The following is a 17,432-nucleotide window of genomic DNA, read 5'->3' as shown; positions in this document are numbered from 1 at the left end:
AACTAGAGGATACGATTCAAAAAGTACAGCAATTTGAAAGCAAAAAAGAAAAAAGCAATGCGGAAGACATTCTCGATTCCCTAAACAAGCAAGTTCAAATTGCAGGAAAGATGGGCAGTTTATCTTATACTGATCCGCAACTTCAAACTTTCTTTGCGCAAGATGCGTTGGCAAAAGGCATTCATGAAATAGATACACAAATCACGAAGGCGGAAAAAGAAGCGCAACTGCAAGCTGAAGGAGAAATGAAGAAAAAGCAAGAGGAGTGGGCGAACCATCATCCAGCGGAGGCGTGGCTTCAAGGCGTTTTTGCTAGTATCGGTAAGAAATGGGATGGATTAGAAAAAGGAACAAGATGGTTAGGAAAGAACATTCCTGCCCTGAAAGAACAATCTGATAAAGTCTTGATGTTAGAAGGTTTGATAGGCGCGGCTGGTTCCACAATTAGTGGGGCTGCGACAGGTGTAATAAAATCAGTTTACCTAGTCCTAGAGCTTGGTGAGTTGGGTATTAACAAGATACGTGGCGTAGAAACAGAACAATGGAAACTGGACGATCTCGATGCGACTTGGGAAGGTACGAAGAAACTGGCCGAATATGGGATTGTAGGCTATATCACAACTAAGGCTCCTCATCTTAGTAAATTCTTAAATAATCCCGAACTAACGGACAAAATTCCCGTACTGGATAACCTCGCTAGAACCTATAGAAAAGACGAAAAAGAAATGTATAACGCAGTGAAAGATTATGTAGAAAAAGCCATGACCGACCCTTATGCTTTTGGTGGCATGATATTTGATATTGGTAGTTTTTGTGTCGGCGTCGGTGAAGTAGCGGCCGTAGTGAATGGAGGGAAAATCGCAGAGGGTGCAAATCTCTTTCGAGCAGCAGGGAAACGCGATAAAATAGTTGGTAAGTCGGAAAAAGTAGAAGCATTCATGAATAAGATCCCGAATATATTCCCTGAACCTGCGCTAGCAAGTGGAGGGAAAGTCGGAGAAATAAAGACACTTGGAGAGTTATTTTCTGTTGCTAAGAGTGAAACTCAGGGTACTGGTAATAGAGTTGCTGATATTCCACCAGCCTTCAAGCAAGAGGGATTTGCTAGTACATATGAAGGAAGACGAAATCAAACACCTCTTACTGAAAAGAATAAAAAGGTCGGATTTGAAGGACTAAGAGGTGAATCTTTATGTACGCTTAAACCACCGCCAGACCCAGTGGTGAAACGTATTTTAGATGGGGTGGGTGTAAAAGGGATCCAATATAAGAATGGAGTTCCTGATTTTTCACCAGTATCAAAAGCTCAGGTGGAGATTGACCATATGTACGGTGGGACTGGTAGCAAACACGGAAATAAAGCTAGACGGTCTAATTTTGCTCAAGCAAACGAAAAATTAGCTGAGCAGCTTAATAAATCTCCCGAATTAGCTAGCAAATTTGGAATGAAACCTGGGAATATTACAAAAAGCGATATAGAAGATTTCCGACTCGCAAACAATTTAACATGGCATGAATTAAATGATGTGAAAACGATGCAACTTGTACCATCAAGCATAAACAGTACATTTGGGCATCTTGGTGGGGTAGGAGAGATAAATGCAGGAGCATATACGCCTGGAGGATTTGCTACAAAATAGAAATGTATTAAAGGAGAGTGCAAAATGATAATAAATGATGCAGTTTTTGGGGAACTAGAATATGATTATGTATGGTTTAAGGACACTAATATTGAGTTTTGTGGAAAAGAAGTTGAAATTTCTTTATCGATAAGCGGTGAAGAGGATGGTAAATTTTTAGAAAAACAATATATAGCATATAATTCATTCATTCAAAACTGGGAGCAACTACAGCATGACATTTTACAACCCTTGTTAGATTATTACCAACAAAAACGATATGAACTTGGTTATGATGATACGTTTAATGAAAATTATCCTTTGATTGAAACGATTGATCAACTTCTTGATAGAATAAGTTTAGTTGGAATTTCTGTACTATATACGAAAAGTCTTGAAGGTAGATATATTGGGTTATCCTTCGACTGTACGTGGGATACAGAAAATGGATTAGGTATACTTCTAATAAATGAAGAAGTAGATAGAGTAGGATATCAAGATGTTGCAATGTAAGAGAAGTATTTCTCCAAAAGAGAGAAACACTCTTTTGGAGAAATCTATTAGGGGTAGCACAACAATTATGCGCTGAGTTCATCAATATGTTTGATGAAATTGGAGATAGAATTCAATCTAAATTCATAAGAGACTTTAATATTGATTTTATTGATTATAACCAAGATTTATTAGAAAGTACCTTGATAGAAAACTCCACTACATCGTTGACTAACCTTTTAAATGGTTCCTCTTATAAAGCGGAAATTTTATCACAATTTGTGGAACATTACGGGGAAGAATTGCCAGAAACCTATGATTCTATTATTAGATTATATGATTTTGAGTACGATGGAGATATAGATAAAATTAAATTTAAAAGTGGAAATTTAATTTATATGGGGTCAGTTGTATATAAGAAATGTGATAAATAGTTTGTGATTTAGTGAAGGAAACTAATACAACTAGCTACAGTAACTGTCTAAGTATTTATTAAAGAAATTAAAGATTACAAATCACTACTTCTGACCTTGATTGGCTCATGCCTTTCAAGGTTTTTTTAGAAAAGAAGGTTTTGATGGTAAAAAATTATTTACATCTTTATAGCAAGGGAATGCTTGTAGACTGATCTATACTGCATTCCCTTATTGTATGTATGCTATATTCTTATTCGCCTTTTTCTAACAGTAGAACCACAAATCTTGGCGAAGACATTGGCTTTTGCCCTGTCCTGGGGCCCGTCCTCGCTTTTTATTCCACGGTTCCCTTGACCACGAGCCTCCGAACCCTCAAACTCCCAAAGCTAACCCCAGCGGGCAAAAACCGCCCTTCTGGGGCCACCCCTGGCGAGTTTGCATGAGGGTTCCCCTCATCGTCAAGGAACTTTCGCGGCATAAACGCCAGGACTCAGCGATTCCACATGCGCGGCAACCACGATTCCTTCTAAATACATTTATTATTTATTGCTAACAATAAATAATAAGCTAATTTTCATAGAAAATTATACCTATAATTTCACTTACCGTATTTTAAAACTTCTTAATAAAAAACAGAACATTAAAGTGTATTATATTTTTTCACTTGTAATGGGATAGTTACAACATATAAATCTACAGCATAATAAATAATCCAAATCCCTTTACCTTCAACATCAAGTTTTGATTGAAAAAACTGTTCTGAAATTTTTCTTTTCCCCCATTTTTTAGGGAACCATTGAAATACTTTAGGGACATTATATTTTTTATTAGACCATACCTTTAATCTCCACAGAGCTAAAATAACTGTAATAAGAATAATAAGACTAATAAAATCGGAATACGAAGCTTTTAAAAACATATATCCTCTACCTTTTTACTAGATTTGAATTCCCCTATCACATAGGTAATATCATTTCTTATTAAATTTACTGTGTACCAGTTCAAAAAATTTATTTGCACCAAATGAAATTGCGCCAATAATAAGAACACCAATAATAAAATACATCTTTTTAAATAAGTTGTAAGGAGATAAAATAGCAACCACAAGAAGTATTATAATTGCAACGAATGTGACTAATTTCCCAACTTTAAATGCTTGCATATCAGCTTTCCCCCTCCTTTGGTTTTTCAAATTTGATAAATCCTCCAAGACCAAACTCTTCCCCAAAGTATCCCCTTATTCTATAACGTCAGAACTCAGCAAATCACTTCCAAAATTGATACCATTTCTTTTCATTATTTGCTGCAACCATCTGTTTTACTTCTTGAAGTTCTCGCATAACAGTCATAACCGCTTTATCCCGATCAGTAACCTGTTGTTTTTCTATAGTATTAGAATGAGTCAATAGCTTTTGTTGGGATTCCAATAAGTTTGTTAGTTTAGTTATTTGCTCATTTTGATTCTGTAATTGTTTTTGTTGTAACTCTACTGTATCTTTTAATTCTCTCAATACTTCTTTTAAATCATCAGATCCAGGAGTTATAACAGTCATATTTTTATTATTAACTGTTAATCCTTCTTCTTTTAAAAGTAATTTGCAAGCATCTTCCAATGTAACTTGTGGCATACTTTTTAACTCTACTAATCTTTGTAATAACCTAACATCATAATCATTAAAAATAATTCGTTCTCGTTCGTCCCTTTTAAAGGCATAACAGTTATAACTCTCAATTAGTAAGTAATATTTTTTAACCGTAGAAGGTGATATTTTTAATCTTTTTGCAATCTGGGATACATTTTCATAAATAATAGGTGTCATAATAGTCATAACCTCCTTTTCAATATTTCAAATTCGTTATAACAGTTATAACTCCTTTATCTTAACACTTCACATAAAATTAAGTTAAATCAATCCTAATTCTTCATGCACAGTATTCATTAGATCTTGTACTTACGAAATAGATAGTTTTAATTTCTTTTTCTTCTTTGATACTCACTTTACTTAAATTATTCAATAAACAACATACAAATTAATTAACACTTTGTTTTTTAACATAATAATTTCCGACTAAAAATGAACTACTCTATAAAATTGGAAATTCTGAATCAAAAAAGATAGAAGAGCATAAGGCGTTTTTGGGCCCAACTAAGGGTTGGGACTAGGCGGAGCCTAGCTTAAACGTGGGTACACGAAAATCCCCAGGATGTCCACTCACTGACGACACAAAACCCTTCAAATGTCCCCATTATGTCCCCAGATGTAGACTCAGTGAGTACACAAAGTCCCTTTGATGTCTCCATATGAGTACTCACTAACGACATGATATTTTTAATAAATTGCAATCGAACATTATTTTAAAATACTAAAAGAAAACAATAGCTATTAAATAAATATAAATCCTTAATCTAGAAATAAATAACAACAAAATACAAGATGCTATTCAGACGCTTCAGAATCCTTTTTAAAGAATATAAATCTAAAACAATACTATTTGTCGTAAAAACAAAAATATACGCGTAAAAAGCAAAATAAACAGGTTTAAAAGAAGGTTTTCCTTTGCTTTTGGGGTTGAGGCTGGTTCGTCGTGTGGGGACGAGCCCCCACGTATTACGTATCTATCAATGTGGTAAGTGAAATTATTAAGCGAAGGCACTAGCGGTTCGGCTCGTATAATTGCAATTCAAGCCGATGATCCCAAATAGTTGCTTTTGGATGTATCGGCTTGGTGATATCCAAACTCGAGCCGAAAAAAGTTCCGCAAGGATGGAGCAAAGCGTAAAGGGTGGAGATTTTCTGTAGCAAAGCGAAAGAAAATACGACCCGTTCCTTGCGGAACTTTTAGCCATTTCTATATAGAGTGAGAAGGGACAAGTATACCGAAGTATAAAATACCCAGTAATACCAAGGGTTTCAGGATTTTTCGTACTTACCGTTTTTGGTAAGTAAACTTACCGTTTTTGGTAAGTACGAAATTAACAAAAAAAGTCTACTAATTAAAGTAGACTTAAAATAATTTAATAGGCAAATTTTTAAGCTGTTTAGGAACCTTTCTAAACATAGCTTTAAGTGTCGGGTTAACTTCATCTCTATTCCCTGAAAACATAACATGAGGATTTATAAACAAAGCATATGCCCTAACATTATTATCATCAACACCACTCTCTGAACGAGCAATAATGCCTTTATCAATTAATTTTCTAACCAAAGGACTAACTTTCGTTTCATGTCTTCCTATTTTTTTGGCTAATTCTCGCTGAGTTAATGGAATTTGTTCTTTAGAGTTAATATCACTAACTAAACAATTACTTAAAAAACCTACACACATTGAAATATCTAATAAAAATACCTTCTCAGCATTTGTTAAATAATCAATTTCAAATAAATACTGGATGTTTTGTTGAATGATCTGAACAAACTTCGCTTTATTCTTAATTTTACGTTCAGGAACTAATTTCATTCCTCTTGAACTAGCCTTTGCTTGAAGTTCATTTGCTAAATACATCTCTTCTTCTGACAAGATCTTTGAATTCTCGATATCTCTCAATCTTGCATTTTTTTCAGCTTGTTCTAAATTGACGAGCTTTGACATAATCTTTCTCCTCTTTTCTAAGATTTTCAACTAGAGAAGAGGAACATTTTATGCTATGATGCTTATAGAATTTAAAATAAGTAAACAAACACAATCCCCTTTCTCTAATTGATAAGTTTGGTCGCTTTCAATTATAACATGAGGGGATTTTTTCTGTAATAAAAAACAAAAAGACTAAACAACCCTTTCTTAAAAACAGAAAAAAGACAATTATTTATTTCATAATGTTTATAAATAAGAAAAAGAGTCCTAATAATATAGGACTCTTTTTTACTTTATTCAAAAATAAAGTTTTGAATAAAGTTTTGAATAAAAAATAACTTAACGTCAACCATCTTTTATGGCCCAGTACCAACGTTCTTTCTTGTAACTAAGAGCGAAATAGCAATTAAGTGTAGAATTCTATAAGAGTAAAAATGGGAAGGGCAAGCTACGGGTTTACCATGGTAAACCTCAAAAACTACGTTTTTGTCTTGCTAGGAAATTTCCTAGTACCTTTACCTTTTTTTATTTTCGAAGTTTCATTTCTTCGTCCTAAAACGGTTGTCGCTTCGCTCGATTTTCTATCTTTATATTAGTTTACTTTCAGTGATAGAAGTAGAACCACATGCCCATCAACCCTATATTTTGGAGTACCTCCAAAAAAATTCACCTCAGATACAACAAAAGAGCCTTACCTCTGTAGGTAAGGCTTAACTATTATAGTTATATATATTTACATAACAATTAAGAAACTGTAAAAATATAACACAAAGAAGCAGAACCCTAACATTCCGCCTACAGCTAATACCTGTTTAACCCATCTTTTGAATTTTAGATTACTGTCAATCACTTGCACTCTTTCCAATATTCGTTTCCTCCTATTAAGGAGAACCCTTAAAGACTCTCACCTCGCTATGGTACCATTAAAGAATAACTAATAGAGGTCTAATTTTTGTCTAAATGTATAATATTGCCCTATATGCAATATTGCATATAGAAATGTATTGTTATAAATGTAAGCGCTTACTATAATAAAAGCATAAAGATAAATCACATCTTAGCATCAACAAAAGAGGAGGAAATAATATGACAATCGCAATGGCAGTTTTATCATTCTTAGGTGGAGTACTTCCATTAGTAACAGAACTTTTAAAAGCAGTAATGTAAATTCATTATTCCACAATTTTTTATAAAAATTATCATACCTTAATACGAAAAAAGAGGAGGAAATAATATGGAAATCGCAATGGCAGTTTTAAAATTTGTAGGTGGAATCATTCCATTTGTACAAGAACTTTTAAAAGCAGTAATGTAAGTTCATTATTCCGCAATTATTTATAAAAATTATCATACAAATGATCTGTATATCAAAAGTGAATTGATATGCAGATCATTTGTATGAGCGAAGTCCCTTTAGCCTTATTAAGGGACTTTTTTTAATTTCTACATACTTGAGATTCCGTCACATCAACATCAAGTTAAAAACACTTTTAAAACATTAAAAAGTGCTTTTTATTTATAACAAAAGAAAAAAAGAATCTATTACAGATCCTTTTTTTCAACATATCTTAACCAGAAAAATGGTAATGCCCTTAAATCTTTGTTAGGGGCAAAGATTTAAAGAAAAGTTTAGCTCATTAATAATTTTACACAGATAGAATATATAGTAAATTGATAATATTTATATTGAATATTCTTAATATTAATTTAATTAAATTCTTATTATTCCTATAAAATAACATTAATATAAAATTTTAACTAATAACTTTTATACTTTTTATTAAGAAAATGAAAGTATTCTTATAGAATGACATAAAACTATATTTAAGATTAATATATACATCATAAATATACATATAGTTACGCGCAACTATAAAGCATAAGGAGCATTCATTTTACTATGTTCATCATGGTGCTGAGCGCAGATAATAACATCCTCACTCCATTGTGGCAATCGTATTCCTTTTCCTTGTTTTACTTCCTCAAGCGCTTGTCCGAAATTCATTATTCCTCCCCTATTTTCGTTCGTTGTGTTCGTTTGTTTTGTTAGGATTATCGTCTGAGTCCCTCAATCCATAAACCGATATAAATGTCGGTCGTAACGATAGATTGTTTGATTTTATTAATCATCCCCTCACCCCTTATCATCTCTTAACGCCTTTAACTGTTCCATTTTCTTCAACACCGAATCATCATGCCACTTTTCTGCCTTGTTCATCTCGCTAATCCGATAACCAAAGTAAACCATCAGTAAAGTAATAAGCGTACCTACTAAATACCCATTGAGGCATCCCAACCAAAACATCCCGTCACTTCCTTCGCAAAATAAAACAAGGCGCCACCCAAATCACGGCAGCGCCTACAATAATTGCTATAAACTTAATCAATTTCATTTATCCTTACATTATTTGTTTCTTTGCTTCCATACCCCATTCTCTTTACGATAAGTATTCTTGCCATTCATGAAATCAGCTGTATTACCCGGAACACTATATTTCTTGCTCTTTTTCTTAGCCTTCTTCTTCAGCCTTTTCACCTCTTGAATAGCTTGCAAATCCGCCTTCCATTGTTTCAACAAATCCTTTTCACGTCGCATCGAATTTGTACCCCTTGGATTAAAATGTGAACCAAATAACTAGATTCTACCTATTTATATAGATAATCCTTTAATCTAAATGTCCATTCTGTTCAAATTCACGTTTAATGTGTAATTTCTATATAACAAAGAAAAAAAGCACCCGTTATGGATGCTTTCATTTTTATTTCATATAACCATTACTATCGAAGTAATATGTTACCCCGTTAATTACCATTGATTCATTTGTTGCAAGTCCATAATTTCCAGGAATCCAATATATCCATTTCCCAGCATTATCCGACCATTCCCAACCTTCTTTCCTAACTAACTTTCCACCAGGGTTGAATAAGTACCATCTACCGTCTATCTTCAACCAAGGATTGCCTCCGTTATTATCACACGGAGCAGATGGGTCAAACATAGCTATTCCCTTAACATAATACCAATCTACTTCATTTTCACTTTGCACCCAGGAGTTTAATACAATGTCATTTCCAGACCTAAAATACCATTGTTTACCACATACCCCTACCTTGTTACCAAGGTGCCAATAACCGTGATGACCTTCTATATATTTCGGAGTTGCCGCAAAGGCGTTTGCACTAAAAGCTGTGAAAAAAATAAAAATAGACAATAACGATACAACAATTTTTTTCATAATAACTAAATCCTCCCCTTGAACAAATTATATAACTCAAATATCATACTATAAATATTTGTGATTTTATGCAAAAACACCTAAAAATCATCCAAAAAACACCATAATTCCTGATATCAGCCAAAATGGAAACTTGAATCTTCAAAGTAATCAAGATACTCTCAATCGTCTCCAAGCCACCGCATCAATACTTTATGGCTACACGCCTCGTTTCAGAGACTGGGAGAAGATGGAGAATCTTCTCGTTTATAATCCGTAGAGCCGGCTAATACTTCAGTTATCTCCTTTGCAAGCCACTAGGAATCTTGTAATTGAGGTCGGCCCATACCCATCAAGCTAAGATAAATTAATACCCCAAAACGATAAAATTGAGAAATATTTACATGAATCTAGTATGTATTACGTAGCAATTGTAGAGATTGCTTGTTTGTAGATTGGTTGTTATTTTGGGTAACTATTTTTATCTACAGTACCCCTATCGCGAAAAGAAAAAAGGAAACTCATCTATAGAGTCCCTTTTTTTCTCATTTGAACGTTCTTTTAACAGATTTAATAGAATTTATTAGATTCGTCCGTATCCAACAAAGTGCTGGCGATTATACGATGAATTTAAATCTCGGATATCTACATGGTTCCCACCAGCATCAATCATTTTATTATCACCAATGTAAATTCCTATATGAGTAATATAAGGGCCTGGAGAATATGTTTTTGTGAAGAAAACTAAATCACCAGGTTGCGGGTTTGTAATTTTCTGAGATTTATCATAAAATCCCTGTGCTGTTGTTCTTGATACTGGGTATCCAGCGTGAGTATACACATAAGTAATGAATCCAGAGCAGTCGAAACTATTAGGACCATCGGCTCCCCATACATAAGGTTTATTTATATGTTTTTTAGCTTCATTAATAATTTTATCACTTTTACTATCTTGCAATTGACCATCATTACCAAATACATAAGTCTTTCCGTCTATAGTAGCTTGTCCCGTCACCATAGCACCACCAGCATTACCATCTAAGTAGTACCATTTTTCATTTTCTTGGAACCATCCTGTTTTCATTGCGCCGCCATCATTACCATCCAAGTAGTAATATTTTCCTTCTACCTTTTCCCAGCCTGTTTTCATTGCTCCACCTTCATTTGGATTTAGGTAGTACCATTTTCCTTCTACCTGCACCCAACCTGTCTTCATAGCGGCGCCATCATTACCATCGAAGTAGTACCATTTTTCTTCTACTTTTTCCCAGCCTATTTTCGCGGCTCCACCCTCATTTGGATTTAGGTAGTACCATTTTCCTTCTATCTGCACCCAACCTGTCTTCATTGAGCCATCTGTCGTTGGATCTAGATAATACCATTTCCCTTCTACCTTTTCCCAGCCTGTTTTCATTGCTCCACCTTCATTTGGATTTAGGTAGAACCATTTTCCTTCTACTTGTGCCCAACCCACTTTCATCGCTCCACCGGCATTTGGATCAAGGTAATACCATTTTCCTTCTAATGCAAGCCAGCCTGTCTTTTTGGCACCATTTTCATAGAAAAACCATTTTCCGTTTTCCTCTTGTACCCAACCACTTTGTTGAGCTGCTTGTGTATTTTGAGTTGCTTCAGCTGAACTCAAAATCGGCTGAATACTTAATCCCAAAGTAGTTGCTAATGTAATTGCTGCAATTTGTTTTTTCATAATTTTAATAACCTCCTAGATTTATAAATAGATATATTGATAAATTAGTTTTTAGGTAATACATATATTTTAACTGTTTTTCTTCCCCAATTACTTGATTCCTGTTTTGAAGGAATAAATACATCTATTTTATTACCTCTAATAGCGCCACCTGTATCTCTAGCTTCAGCTATTCCATAACCCTCGACGTAAACTTTTGATTCAAGTGGAATAACTGAAGGATCCACAGCAATAACTTTCAAGTCAGGATTAGCAGTTAAATCATCTCCCATTTTTGTATATACATGTTGTCCAGGTTTATAACCATTTTCTGTTGGATCATTTGTATATGCTGTTGACGTCACTGTTAATTCACGAGTATTTATCCATTGACCATTATCCTGAAAGTAATTCATTTTTCCATCAATTCTAGTCCAACCATTCACCATAACACCACTGGCATCTAAGTAATACCATTGATCATTCTCTTGGAACCAGCCTGTCTTCATGGCGGCACCATCACTACCATCGAAGTAGTACCACTTACCATCTACTTTTTCCCAGCCTATTTTCGCGGCTCCACCTTCATTTGCATTTAGATAGTACCATTTTCCATTCTCTTGGAACCAGCCTGTCTTCATAGCGGCACCATCGTTACCATCGAAGTAGTACCACTTACCATCTACTTTTTCCCAGCCTATTTTCGCGGCTCCACCTTCATTTGCATTTAAGTAGAACCATTTCCCATTATCTTGAAACCAACCTGTCTTCATTGAGCCATCTGTCTTTGGATCTAGATAATACCATTTTCCTTCTACTTTTTCCCAGCCCGTTTTCATTGCTCCACCTTCATTTGGATTTAGGTAGAACCATTTTCCTTCTACTTGTGCCCAGCCTATTTTCATCGCTCCACCTTCATTTGGATCAAGGTAATACCATTTTCCGTTTAATGCAAGCCAGCCTGTTTTTTTGGCCCCATTTTCATAGAAATACCATTTTCCGTTTTCCTCTTGTACCCAACCACTTTGTTGAGCTGCTTGTGTATTTTGAGCTGTTTCCGCTGAGCTTACAATTGGCTGAATGCTTAAGCCAAGAGTAGTCACTAAAGTAAATACTGCAATTTGTTTTTTCATATTCCCACCTATTCTATATATTTCTACTAATAATTCATTATCTAATAAATTAGATAGATTTAGATATATTTATTAGATAATTTCCATGTATCTAAATATAAAAAGAATTATTAATTCAATTGAAACTATACTAATTTTACATTATATTGAAAGGTGAAAAATATTCTTATTATAATAAATTGTTAAATTATAGGGGCGGGACTAATGGATTTCCAAGATTTTGGTAAGATTATTAAAGAAACTAGAATTAAAAAAAAAATTTCACAATCTGAATTATGTAAAGGAATATGTTCTCAAAGTCAAATTAGTAAAATAGAAAAAGGTATGCTTTATCCATCTAGCATATTGTTATATCAATTATCTGAAAGACTTGGTGTTGATCCAAATAGTATATTTTCATTAACTCAAAACAAGAGATTAAGATATACAGAAAATGTAAAACGTGTAATAAATGATTGCATAAAGCAACAACAATATAAAGAAATTTATGAAATAGTGAAAAAAGAAAAAAATGAAAATAACTTCCAAACGAAAGAGGATAAACAATTTCTAATATGGCATGAAGCAATTGCTATATTTTATGTGAATAAATCAACAAAAACTGCTTTTAATCTTATAAATAATGCATTAAAATTAACTTTAACCAATGTTGATGTTTTATCAGAAAAAGAAATAGATATTCTGCATACAAAGGCCTTATTTCATGCAGGAAATAAAGAATACGAAAAAAGTATTAATATATTAAGAAGATGTTTAAATAATTTTAATAAATTAGATTTTCCTAGAAATAGAGAAATTAAATTAAAAATAATATATAATTTAGCATTATGTTTAGAACGGACATTTCAACATGAAGAGGCAATAAAATACATTGATAAGGGCATCAAATTAGCTATTAATCTAAATACTTTATACTTATTGGGTGAACTACACTATGGGAAAGGTAGGAATTTATTGGAACTTAAACAACCTAATGAAGAAGATGGTGCTAATAACATGAAAAAAGCGTTATTTATATTTGAACTAACAGAAAACGAAAACAAAATAAAAATAATTAAAGAAAATTATTTTGAAAACCAAAATAAAAAAAACCATCCATAATTTCTTAAAAACTACTTACAATACAACAAAACCCACAGGAAAAATCCCCGTAGGTTTTAAACTTATAAACATCTTATTATTTTCTATAAACTTGATTCTAAAATATTAATGTTTAAGGGGTCACTATATCATTTTGGGAACATTGTGCGCTAAGGATTACAAAACTTTATCATTACAGCATTTTTTAAAGAGTAGAATTTACTTCTACTCTTTTATTAATTGTAATAAAACCCCCGAGTGGCACCTCATTCCTCGAATCGTTTCCATACCCCTTCAAGTCCTCCTCCTTATAAGTTTGATTATCAAAAGGGTGAAGAATGTTATGTATATTATCTCTTTTGCTTTTCATAATCTCTTTTTAATACACTCATAATGATTTCATCAGAAAATTGATTATTAATGAATATCGATTCTCTCAATCTTCCTTCTTGTATAAAACCTACTTTTTCATATGCACGAATTCCTCGTGGATTATGACTATATACTTCTAACTGGACACGATTAAGTTGTAATACATCAAATGCATAACTTAGTGCCAGTTGAGTAGCTTCTGAGCCGTACCCTTTCCCTACTATGTTTAAATTATGCATCGAAATACGATAAAACGCTTTTCGATTCTCCTCATCTATTTCTAATATAGCTAAATCTCCAATGACTTCATTTGTTTCACTTAGGCAAACAGCAAAATCTACACGTGTTGGATCAGCAACACTTTTTTGAATATGTGCCTCAACTTCTTCAAGTTTAAATCGTTTCGTAGTCCCTGTCATAAAACGAATTTCTTCTATTTCTGTTGAATCAAATATGAATATCGCGTCTTCTCTACTAAGTAATCTTAAAAATACTTTATCCCCTTGTATTTTCTTCATAATTCTCTCCATCCTGTCCTATAGTCGAATGAAAATTCTTATAATTATTGTACACGATATACTATAGAAAAACAGTTTAAGATTTTTCTTAATCAGCAATCTTTTTTAGAAATTATCGAACTTTATTTCAAAGCCACATAGAGTTTGATTCATTGCATATATCCTTCTCAATTGAGTGTACTCTATTGAGAAGATTACAAGTTATTGATTTTAAAGGATTTAGAGTTTCTCAAATACGCTTATCAAAATTGAAGCATGGTATTTAATTCCAGAGTGGCCCTTGAAACCTATAATCGTTTCCGTACCCCTATTACACAGAATTGCCCCTAGCTGTTGCTAGGGCTATTTCTATATATCTTTATTTACATGAGAAACGTAGGTACGTTATAATAATTTCTTATTACATGCAAAGGGGTGCAAAAAATGAATAAAACTGAATTAACAAAAATGGTAGCAGAAAAAGCAGAACTTACACAAAAAGATGCAGCTGCAGCAACACAAGCTGTATTAGATGCTATAACAAATGCGCTTGCAAATGAAGAGAAAGTACAGATTCTTGGTTTTGGTACATTTGAAGTGCGTGAAAGATCTGCACGTACAGGACGTAATCCACAAACAGGTGAAGCAATGCAAATCGCTGCATCTAAAGTCCCTGCTTTTAAAGCCGGAAAAGAATTAAAAGTAGCAGTAAAATAATTATACATAGTGAAAAAGGATCTGATATGAATATCAGATCCTTTTTTTTAGTAGGGGTCTCGCCACATCACTATCAATCAAACAAAATAAAATACCTCTTAAAATGAAAAAATGCGCTTTCTTTCTGTTTCCTTATAGGAAAGGATGGCGTTTTTTTTACACTTGGGGGTAAAGCAAATTCTTAAGTTGATGGGCATGGTCTCACCATACCATTTCGGGAAAATTGTACGTTTAGACACAAATCGGACACATCTTAAGTGTTTTCTGTACGTTAAGAGACATCTGTCCAGAAAATCTTATGTTTATGAACAGAGGATAAAACTCAATAATAGAATATTAATATTCAATTTTTATATAAAAAAAATAAGCACTCCCGCAGGAATGCTTATTCAAATTCAATTTCTGTTTTATTGTCTGATGTGAAGTATCTTATGGTTGTTTTGCCGTATTCTTGCAAGCCACTCTGCGCAACAGCGTCTTTTAACTTTATTCTCGTTCTGTAGCCGAAATTTTCCCGTAGGCCTTCGTCTGCATTTGACAATGCTGTTTTGTCAACGAAAACATATAGGGGTCCCGCCACATCGCTATCAAGTTAATAAAAAGAAATGCCCCCTAAAATGAAAAAATACGCTATTCTTTCTGTAGAATCATAGGAAAGGATGGCGTTTTTTATGTCTGTTTCTGTGTCTGATGAATTACAACTATTTGCTCAAGAGATTCAAAGTTTTTTATCTCCAAATACCTTACGGAATCTTGCTAGAGATGTTGGTTTTGTACAACGAACCAGTAAGTACCAAGCAAAAGATTTAATAGCTTTATGTGTATGGGTGAGCCAAAATGTAGCTATGAGGGATACCGCCAGCATTTCGGCAAAAACCCACGCTAAGAGCATGCAAGATTTTATGCAAAAAATCGGGAGATATAGGGAACTATGGGGAGGCCAAAAGGCACACCAAAATAGGAATGTATAAAAAAATGCATAGATTCATCGAACAAAAAAGGAGGTTCCCTTATGAGAGTAGGGGTTCCTCCTTGTCCTTGCTAGCGATAATGAGACGTTATGTTAACTGATTATGTATGGAATATACAATTTACATCAAGTTATTTAAGAAAAGATTTACTAGTAGACATATAGATTTTAAATTGTTAAAATATTCAAGTTGTTAAAAAAGGAGGGGTATAGATGAAACAAGAACAAATGAGTAACCTTAATAAAAAAGGTTGGGAACATTCAGCTTATCAAGCTTGGGTAAATAGGCATGGAGTTCCAAAAGATTTTGCTAAAACAATCACTGCAAACCCGCAAAAACAGATATCATATTACCTTCAATATACAGGAAATGTAGAAAAGAAAAGAATAATTAATCTGTTAGGATCCAAAGGAAGTAAAGCTGTCGCATTTGCTTTAATGGGTGCTGATGTAACTGTAGTAGATATTTCTGAAAGTAACGCCCAGTATGCAAATGAATTAGCTTATGAATCAGGTGTTAACATTACATATATTGTATCTGATGTTTTGGATCTACCTATAGCTACACAAGGATTTGATTATGTAGTGTTAGAACTAGGCGTGTTGCACTATTTTGTTGACTTAAGACCCCTTTTTGAGACAGTCTATAAATTATTAAAAAATGGTGGTATGTTCATCTTACGTGATTATCATCCAGTTTACTCTAAGCTTATACAGTTTCAAAATGGAGAAATGAAAGCCAACGGTAATTACTTTGATAATGAAATTATTGAAGGAGAAGTAGCCTACACTAGTTTACTATCAGAAGATGAAACAAACTCTATACCCTCAGTAAGAATTAAACGGTGGACCTTAGGTGAAATTATAACAACCTTAGTTCAATCCGGATTACAAGTACAATCACTAACTGAAGAATCTGGCCCACATCAAAAATGGGTTTTCCCCCAAGATGCACCTACAGAAACAGAATTTAAGATTCCTGGACTATATACACTAATAGCTATTCGATAATAGATAGATTATAAGTTTAAGTGATTTCCGCTTTCGATAATTATGTAAATGAGCCGTCCGCATGGACGGCTCATTGTATTTTTTTCTTAGCGTGAGTTTTTTCTAAAATACTGGCAGTACCCCATCGCTATCAAGCTAAGCTCATACAGCGTCAATCATAGTAGAGGTTGCTTCTTTTTTCTAAAGGCTACGTGTAGTAAATTTAAAGATTTGCATACGAAATAAACCCTAGCGGGTTTCATTTTTTTGAATTAAGCCGCTTGATTATCAGACATGGTACAATTGTAAACGGCACCTAATATATCAAAGACTGTTTTCTTCTCATATCGATGAGATTTTCTCCCGTTTTGCTGTAGGAGGTTGAACAGGCGAATTAGAATCTTTGATAGCTCTTGGGTGTCTTTCTGTATAGCTTGGAAAAGAAGAAGAAAGTAATCTTTAATCATATATATGGCCTTATATTCACTCAGTTCTCGTTTCTTTTTCATAAGAAGTAATTGCCGCATTTGAAACATGATAGAAGAACAGAGTAGAATGGCAATCAATTGACCATATAAATGGCACTTCAATCGGTCTGGTTTTATCTTTTTACAATGATGAATTTGAAAGAATGACTTCCACGTTTTAAATAAAATTTCGATTTGCCAACG

Annotated in this window: 19 protein-coding genes and 2 pseudogenes; 7 read left to right on the top strand and 14 right to left on the bottom strand. The window is 33.6% G+C overall.

The window, feature by feature from the left end; genetic code table 11:
- The 3 genes from JDS80_RS31765 to JDS80_RS28790 form a co-directional block, all read left to right on the top strand.
- On the top strand, nucleotides 1-1,640 hold a 1,640-nt coding region (locus JDS80_RS31765; protein ID WP_242477451.1), incomplete at its 5' end, for an HNH endonuclease.
- 24 nt (nucleotides 1,641-1,664) lie between these two features.
- Nucleotides 1,665-2,132 carry a DUF6985 domain-containing protein gene (locus JDS80_RS28795; RefSeq protein ID WP_199640624.1) on the top strand — a complete coding sequence of 156 codons (468 nt, stop codon included), beginning with the start codon at nucleotides 1,665-1,667 and terminating at the stop codon, nucleotides 2,130-2,132.
- Between the two features lie 86 nt (nucleotides 2,133-2,218).
- On the top strand, nucleotides 2,219-2,545 hold the full coding sequence (locus JDS80_RS28790) for an immunity 22 family protein (RefSeq protein ID WP_199640623.1): 327 nt from the start codon (nucleotides 2,219-2,221) through the stop codon (nucleotides 2,543-2,545).
- 622 nt (nucleotides 2,546-3,167) lie between these two features.
- On the opposite strand, the gene JDS80_RS28785 is transcribed toward JDS80_RS28790, so the two are convergent.
- The 11 genes from JDS80_RS28785 to JDS80_RS28745 form a co-directional block, all read right to left on the bottom strand.
- Nucleotides 3,168-3,446 (bottom strand): hypothetical protein, encoded by a 279-nt coding sequence (locus JDS80_RS28785; RefSeq protein ID WP_061673136.1) that lies wholly within the window; start codon nucleotides 3,444-3,446, stop codon nucleotides 3,168-3,170.
- Between the two features lie 51 nt (nucleotides 3,447-3,497).
- A complete protein-coding gene (locus tag JDS80_RS28780; RefSeq protein WP_199640622.1) occupies nucleotides 3,498-3,689 on the bottom strand; it encodes a hypothetical protein in 192 nt (63 codons plus the stop codon).
- A 103-nt stretch (nucleotides 3,690-3,792) separates the two neighbouring features.
- Nucleotides 3,793-4,347 (bottom strand): DUF3967 domain-containing protein, encoded by a 555-nt coding sequence (locus JDS80_RS28775; RefSeq protein ID WP_016101411.1) that lies wholly within the window; start codon nucleotides 4,345-4,347, stop codon nucleotides 3,793-3,795.
- 1,186 nt (nucleotides 4,348-5,533) lie between these two features.
- Nucleotides 5,534-6,118 (bottom strand): MarR family transcriptional regulator, encoded by a 585-nt coding sequence (locus JDS80_RS28770; RefSeq protein WP_000041163.1) that lies wholly within the window; start codon nucleotides 6,116-6,118, stop codon nucleotides 5,534-5,536.
- Nucleotides 6,119-6,833: 715 nt separating this feature from the next.
- Nucleotides 6,834-6,965, bottom strand: coding sequence for a hypothetical protein (locus JDS80_RS32025; RefSeq protein ID WP_274605853.1), 132 nt, complete (start codon nucleotides 6,963-6,965; stop codon nucleotides 6,834-6,836).
- A 1,005-nt stretch (nucleotides 6,966-7,970) separates the two neighbouring features.
- A complete protein-coding gene (locus JDS80_RS32020; RefSeq protein ID WP_274605852.1) occupies nucleotides 7,971-8,105 on the bottom strand; it encodes a Thoeris anti-defense Tad2 family protein in 135 nt (44 codons plus the stop codon).
- 129 nt (nucleotides 8,106-8,234) lie between these two features.
- The gene (locus tag JDS80_RS28765) at nucleotides 8,235-8,396 is read right to left on the bottom strand and encodes a hypothetical protein (protein ID WP_206774719.1); all 162 of its coding nucleotides are present in this window, start codon (nucleotides 8,394-8,396) and stop codon (nucleotides 8,235-8,237) included.
- A gap of 108 nt (nucleotides 8,397-8,504) precedes the next feature.
- Nucleotides 8,505-8,696: a hypothetical protein gene (locus JDS80_RS28760; RefSeq protein ID WP_199640620.1), complete on the bottom strand. Its 192-nt coding sequence runs from the start codon at nucleotides 8,694-8,696 to the stop codon at nucleotides 8,505-8,507.
- A gap of 163 nt (nucleotides 8,697-8,859) precedes the next feature.
- Complete coding sequence (locus JDS80_RS31760) at nucleotides 8,860-9,336, bottom strand: hypothetical protein (protein WP_242477450.1); 477 nt, start codon at nucleotides 9,334-9,336, stop codon at nucleotides 8,860-8,862.
- 562 nt (nucleotides 9,337-9,898) lie between these two features.
- On the bottom strand, nucleotides 9,899-11,023 hold the full coding sequence (locus tag JDS80_RS28750; RefSeq protein WP_199640619.1) for an NlpC/P60 family protein: 1,125 nt from the start codon (nucleotides 11,021-11,023) through the stop codon (nucleotides 9,899-9,901).
- Nucleotides 11,024-11,067: 44 nt separating this feature from the next.
- The gene (locus JDS80_RS28745) at nucleotides 11,068-12,135 is read right to left on the bottom strand and encodes a 3D domain-containing protein (protein WP_199640618.1); all 1,068 of its coding nucleotides are present in this window, start codon (nucleotides 12,133-12,135) and stop codon (nucleotides 11,068-11,070) included.
- A gap of 204 nt (nucleotides 12,136-12,339) precedes the next feature.
- Between JDS80_RS28745 and JDS80_RS28740 the strand changes: the two genes are divergently transcribed.
- Nucleotides 12,340-13,236, top strand: a complete 897-nt coding sequence (locus tag JDS80_RS28740) for a helix-turn-helix domain-containing protein (RefSeq protein WP_199640617.1) — start codon at nucleotides 12,340-12,342, stop codon at nucleotides 13,234-13,236.
- A 329-nt stretch (nucleotides 13,237-13,565) separates the two neighbouring features.
- Here JDS80_RS28740 and JDS80_RS28735 read toward each other — a convergent pair whose 3' ends face one another.
- Complete coding sequence (locus JDS80_RS28735) at nucleotides 13,566-14,105, bottom strand: GNAT family N-acetyltransferase (RefSeq protein ID WP_025151234.1); 540 nt, start codon at nucleotides 14,103-14,105, stop codon at nucleotides 13,566-13,568.
- A gap of 423 nt (nucleotides 14,106-14,528) precedes the next feature.
- On the opposite strand from JDS80_RS28735, the gene JDS80_RS28730 reads away from it, so the two are divergent.
- Nucleotides 14,529-14,801, top strand: coding sequence for an HU family DNA-binding protein (locus JDS80_RS28730; RefSeq protein ID WP_002151048.1), 273 nt, complete (start codon nucleotides 14,529-14,531; stop codon nucleotides 14,799-14,801).
- Nucleotides 14,802-15,186: 385 nt separating this feature from the next.
- On the opposite strand, the pseudogene JDS80_RS31755 reads toward JDS80_RS28730, so the two are convergent.
- Nucleotides 15,187-15,369, bottom strand: a pseudogene (locus JDS80_RS31755) (hypothetical protein); the annotation flags it as partial.
- Nucleotides 15,370-15,472: 103 nt separating this feature from the next.
- Here JDS80_RS31755 and JDS80_RS28725 point away from each other — a divergent pair.
- Both JDS80_RS28725 and JDS80_RS28720 read left to right on the top strand, forming a co-directional pair.
- Nucleotides 15,473-15,691, top strand: a pseudogene (locus JDS80_RS28725) (IS4 family transposase); the annotation flags it as partial.
- A gap of 293 nt (nucleotides 15,692-15,984) precedes the next feature.
- A complete protein-coding gene (locus tag JDS80_RS28720) occupies nucleotides 15,985-16,782 on the top strand; it encodes a class I SAM-dependent methyltransferase (protein WP_199640616.1) in 798 nt (265 codons plus the stop codon).
- 251 nt (nucleotides 16,783-17,033) lie between these two features.
- Here JDS80_RS28720 and JDS80_RS28715 read toward each other — a convergent pair.
- A partial coding sequence (locus JDS80_RS28715) for a transposase (protein WP_199640615.1) occupies nucleotides 17,034-17,432 on the bottom strand: 399 nt, incomplete at its 5' end.

Source organism: Bacillus cereus group sp. N8 (genome assembly GCF_016483685.1).
Lineage (GTDB): Bacteria > Bacillota > Bacilli > Bacillales > Bacillaceae_G > Bacillus_A > Bacillus_A proteolyticus.
This window is presented reverse-complemented; position numbering and strand designations above follow the sequence as displayed.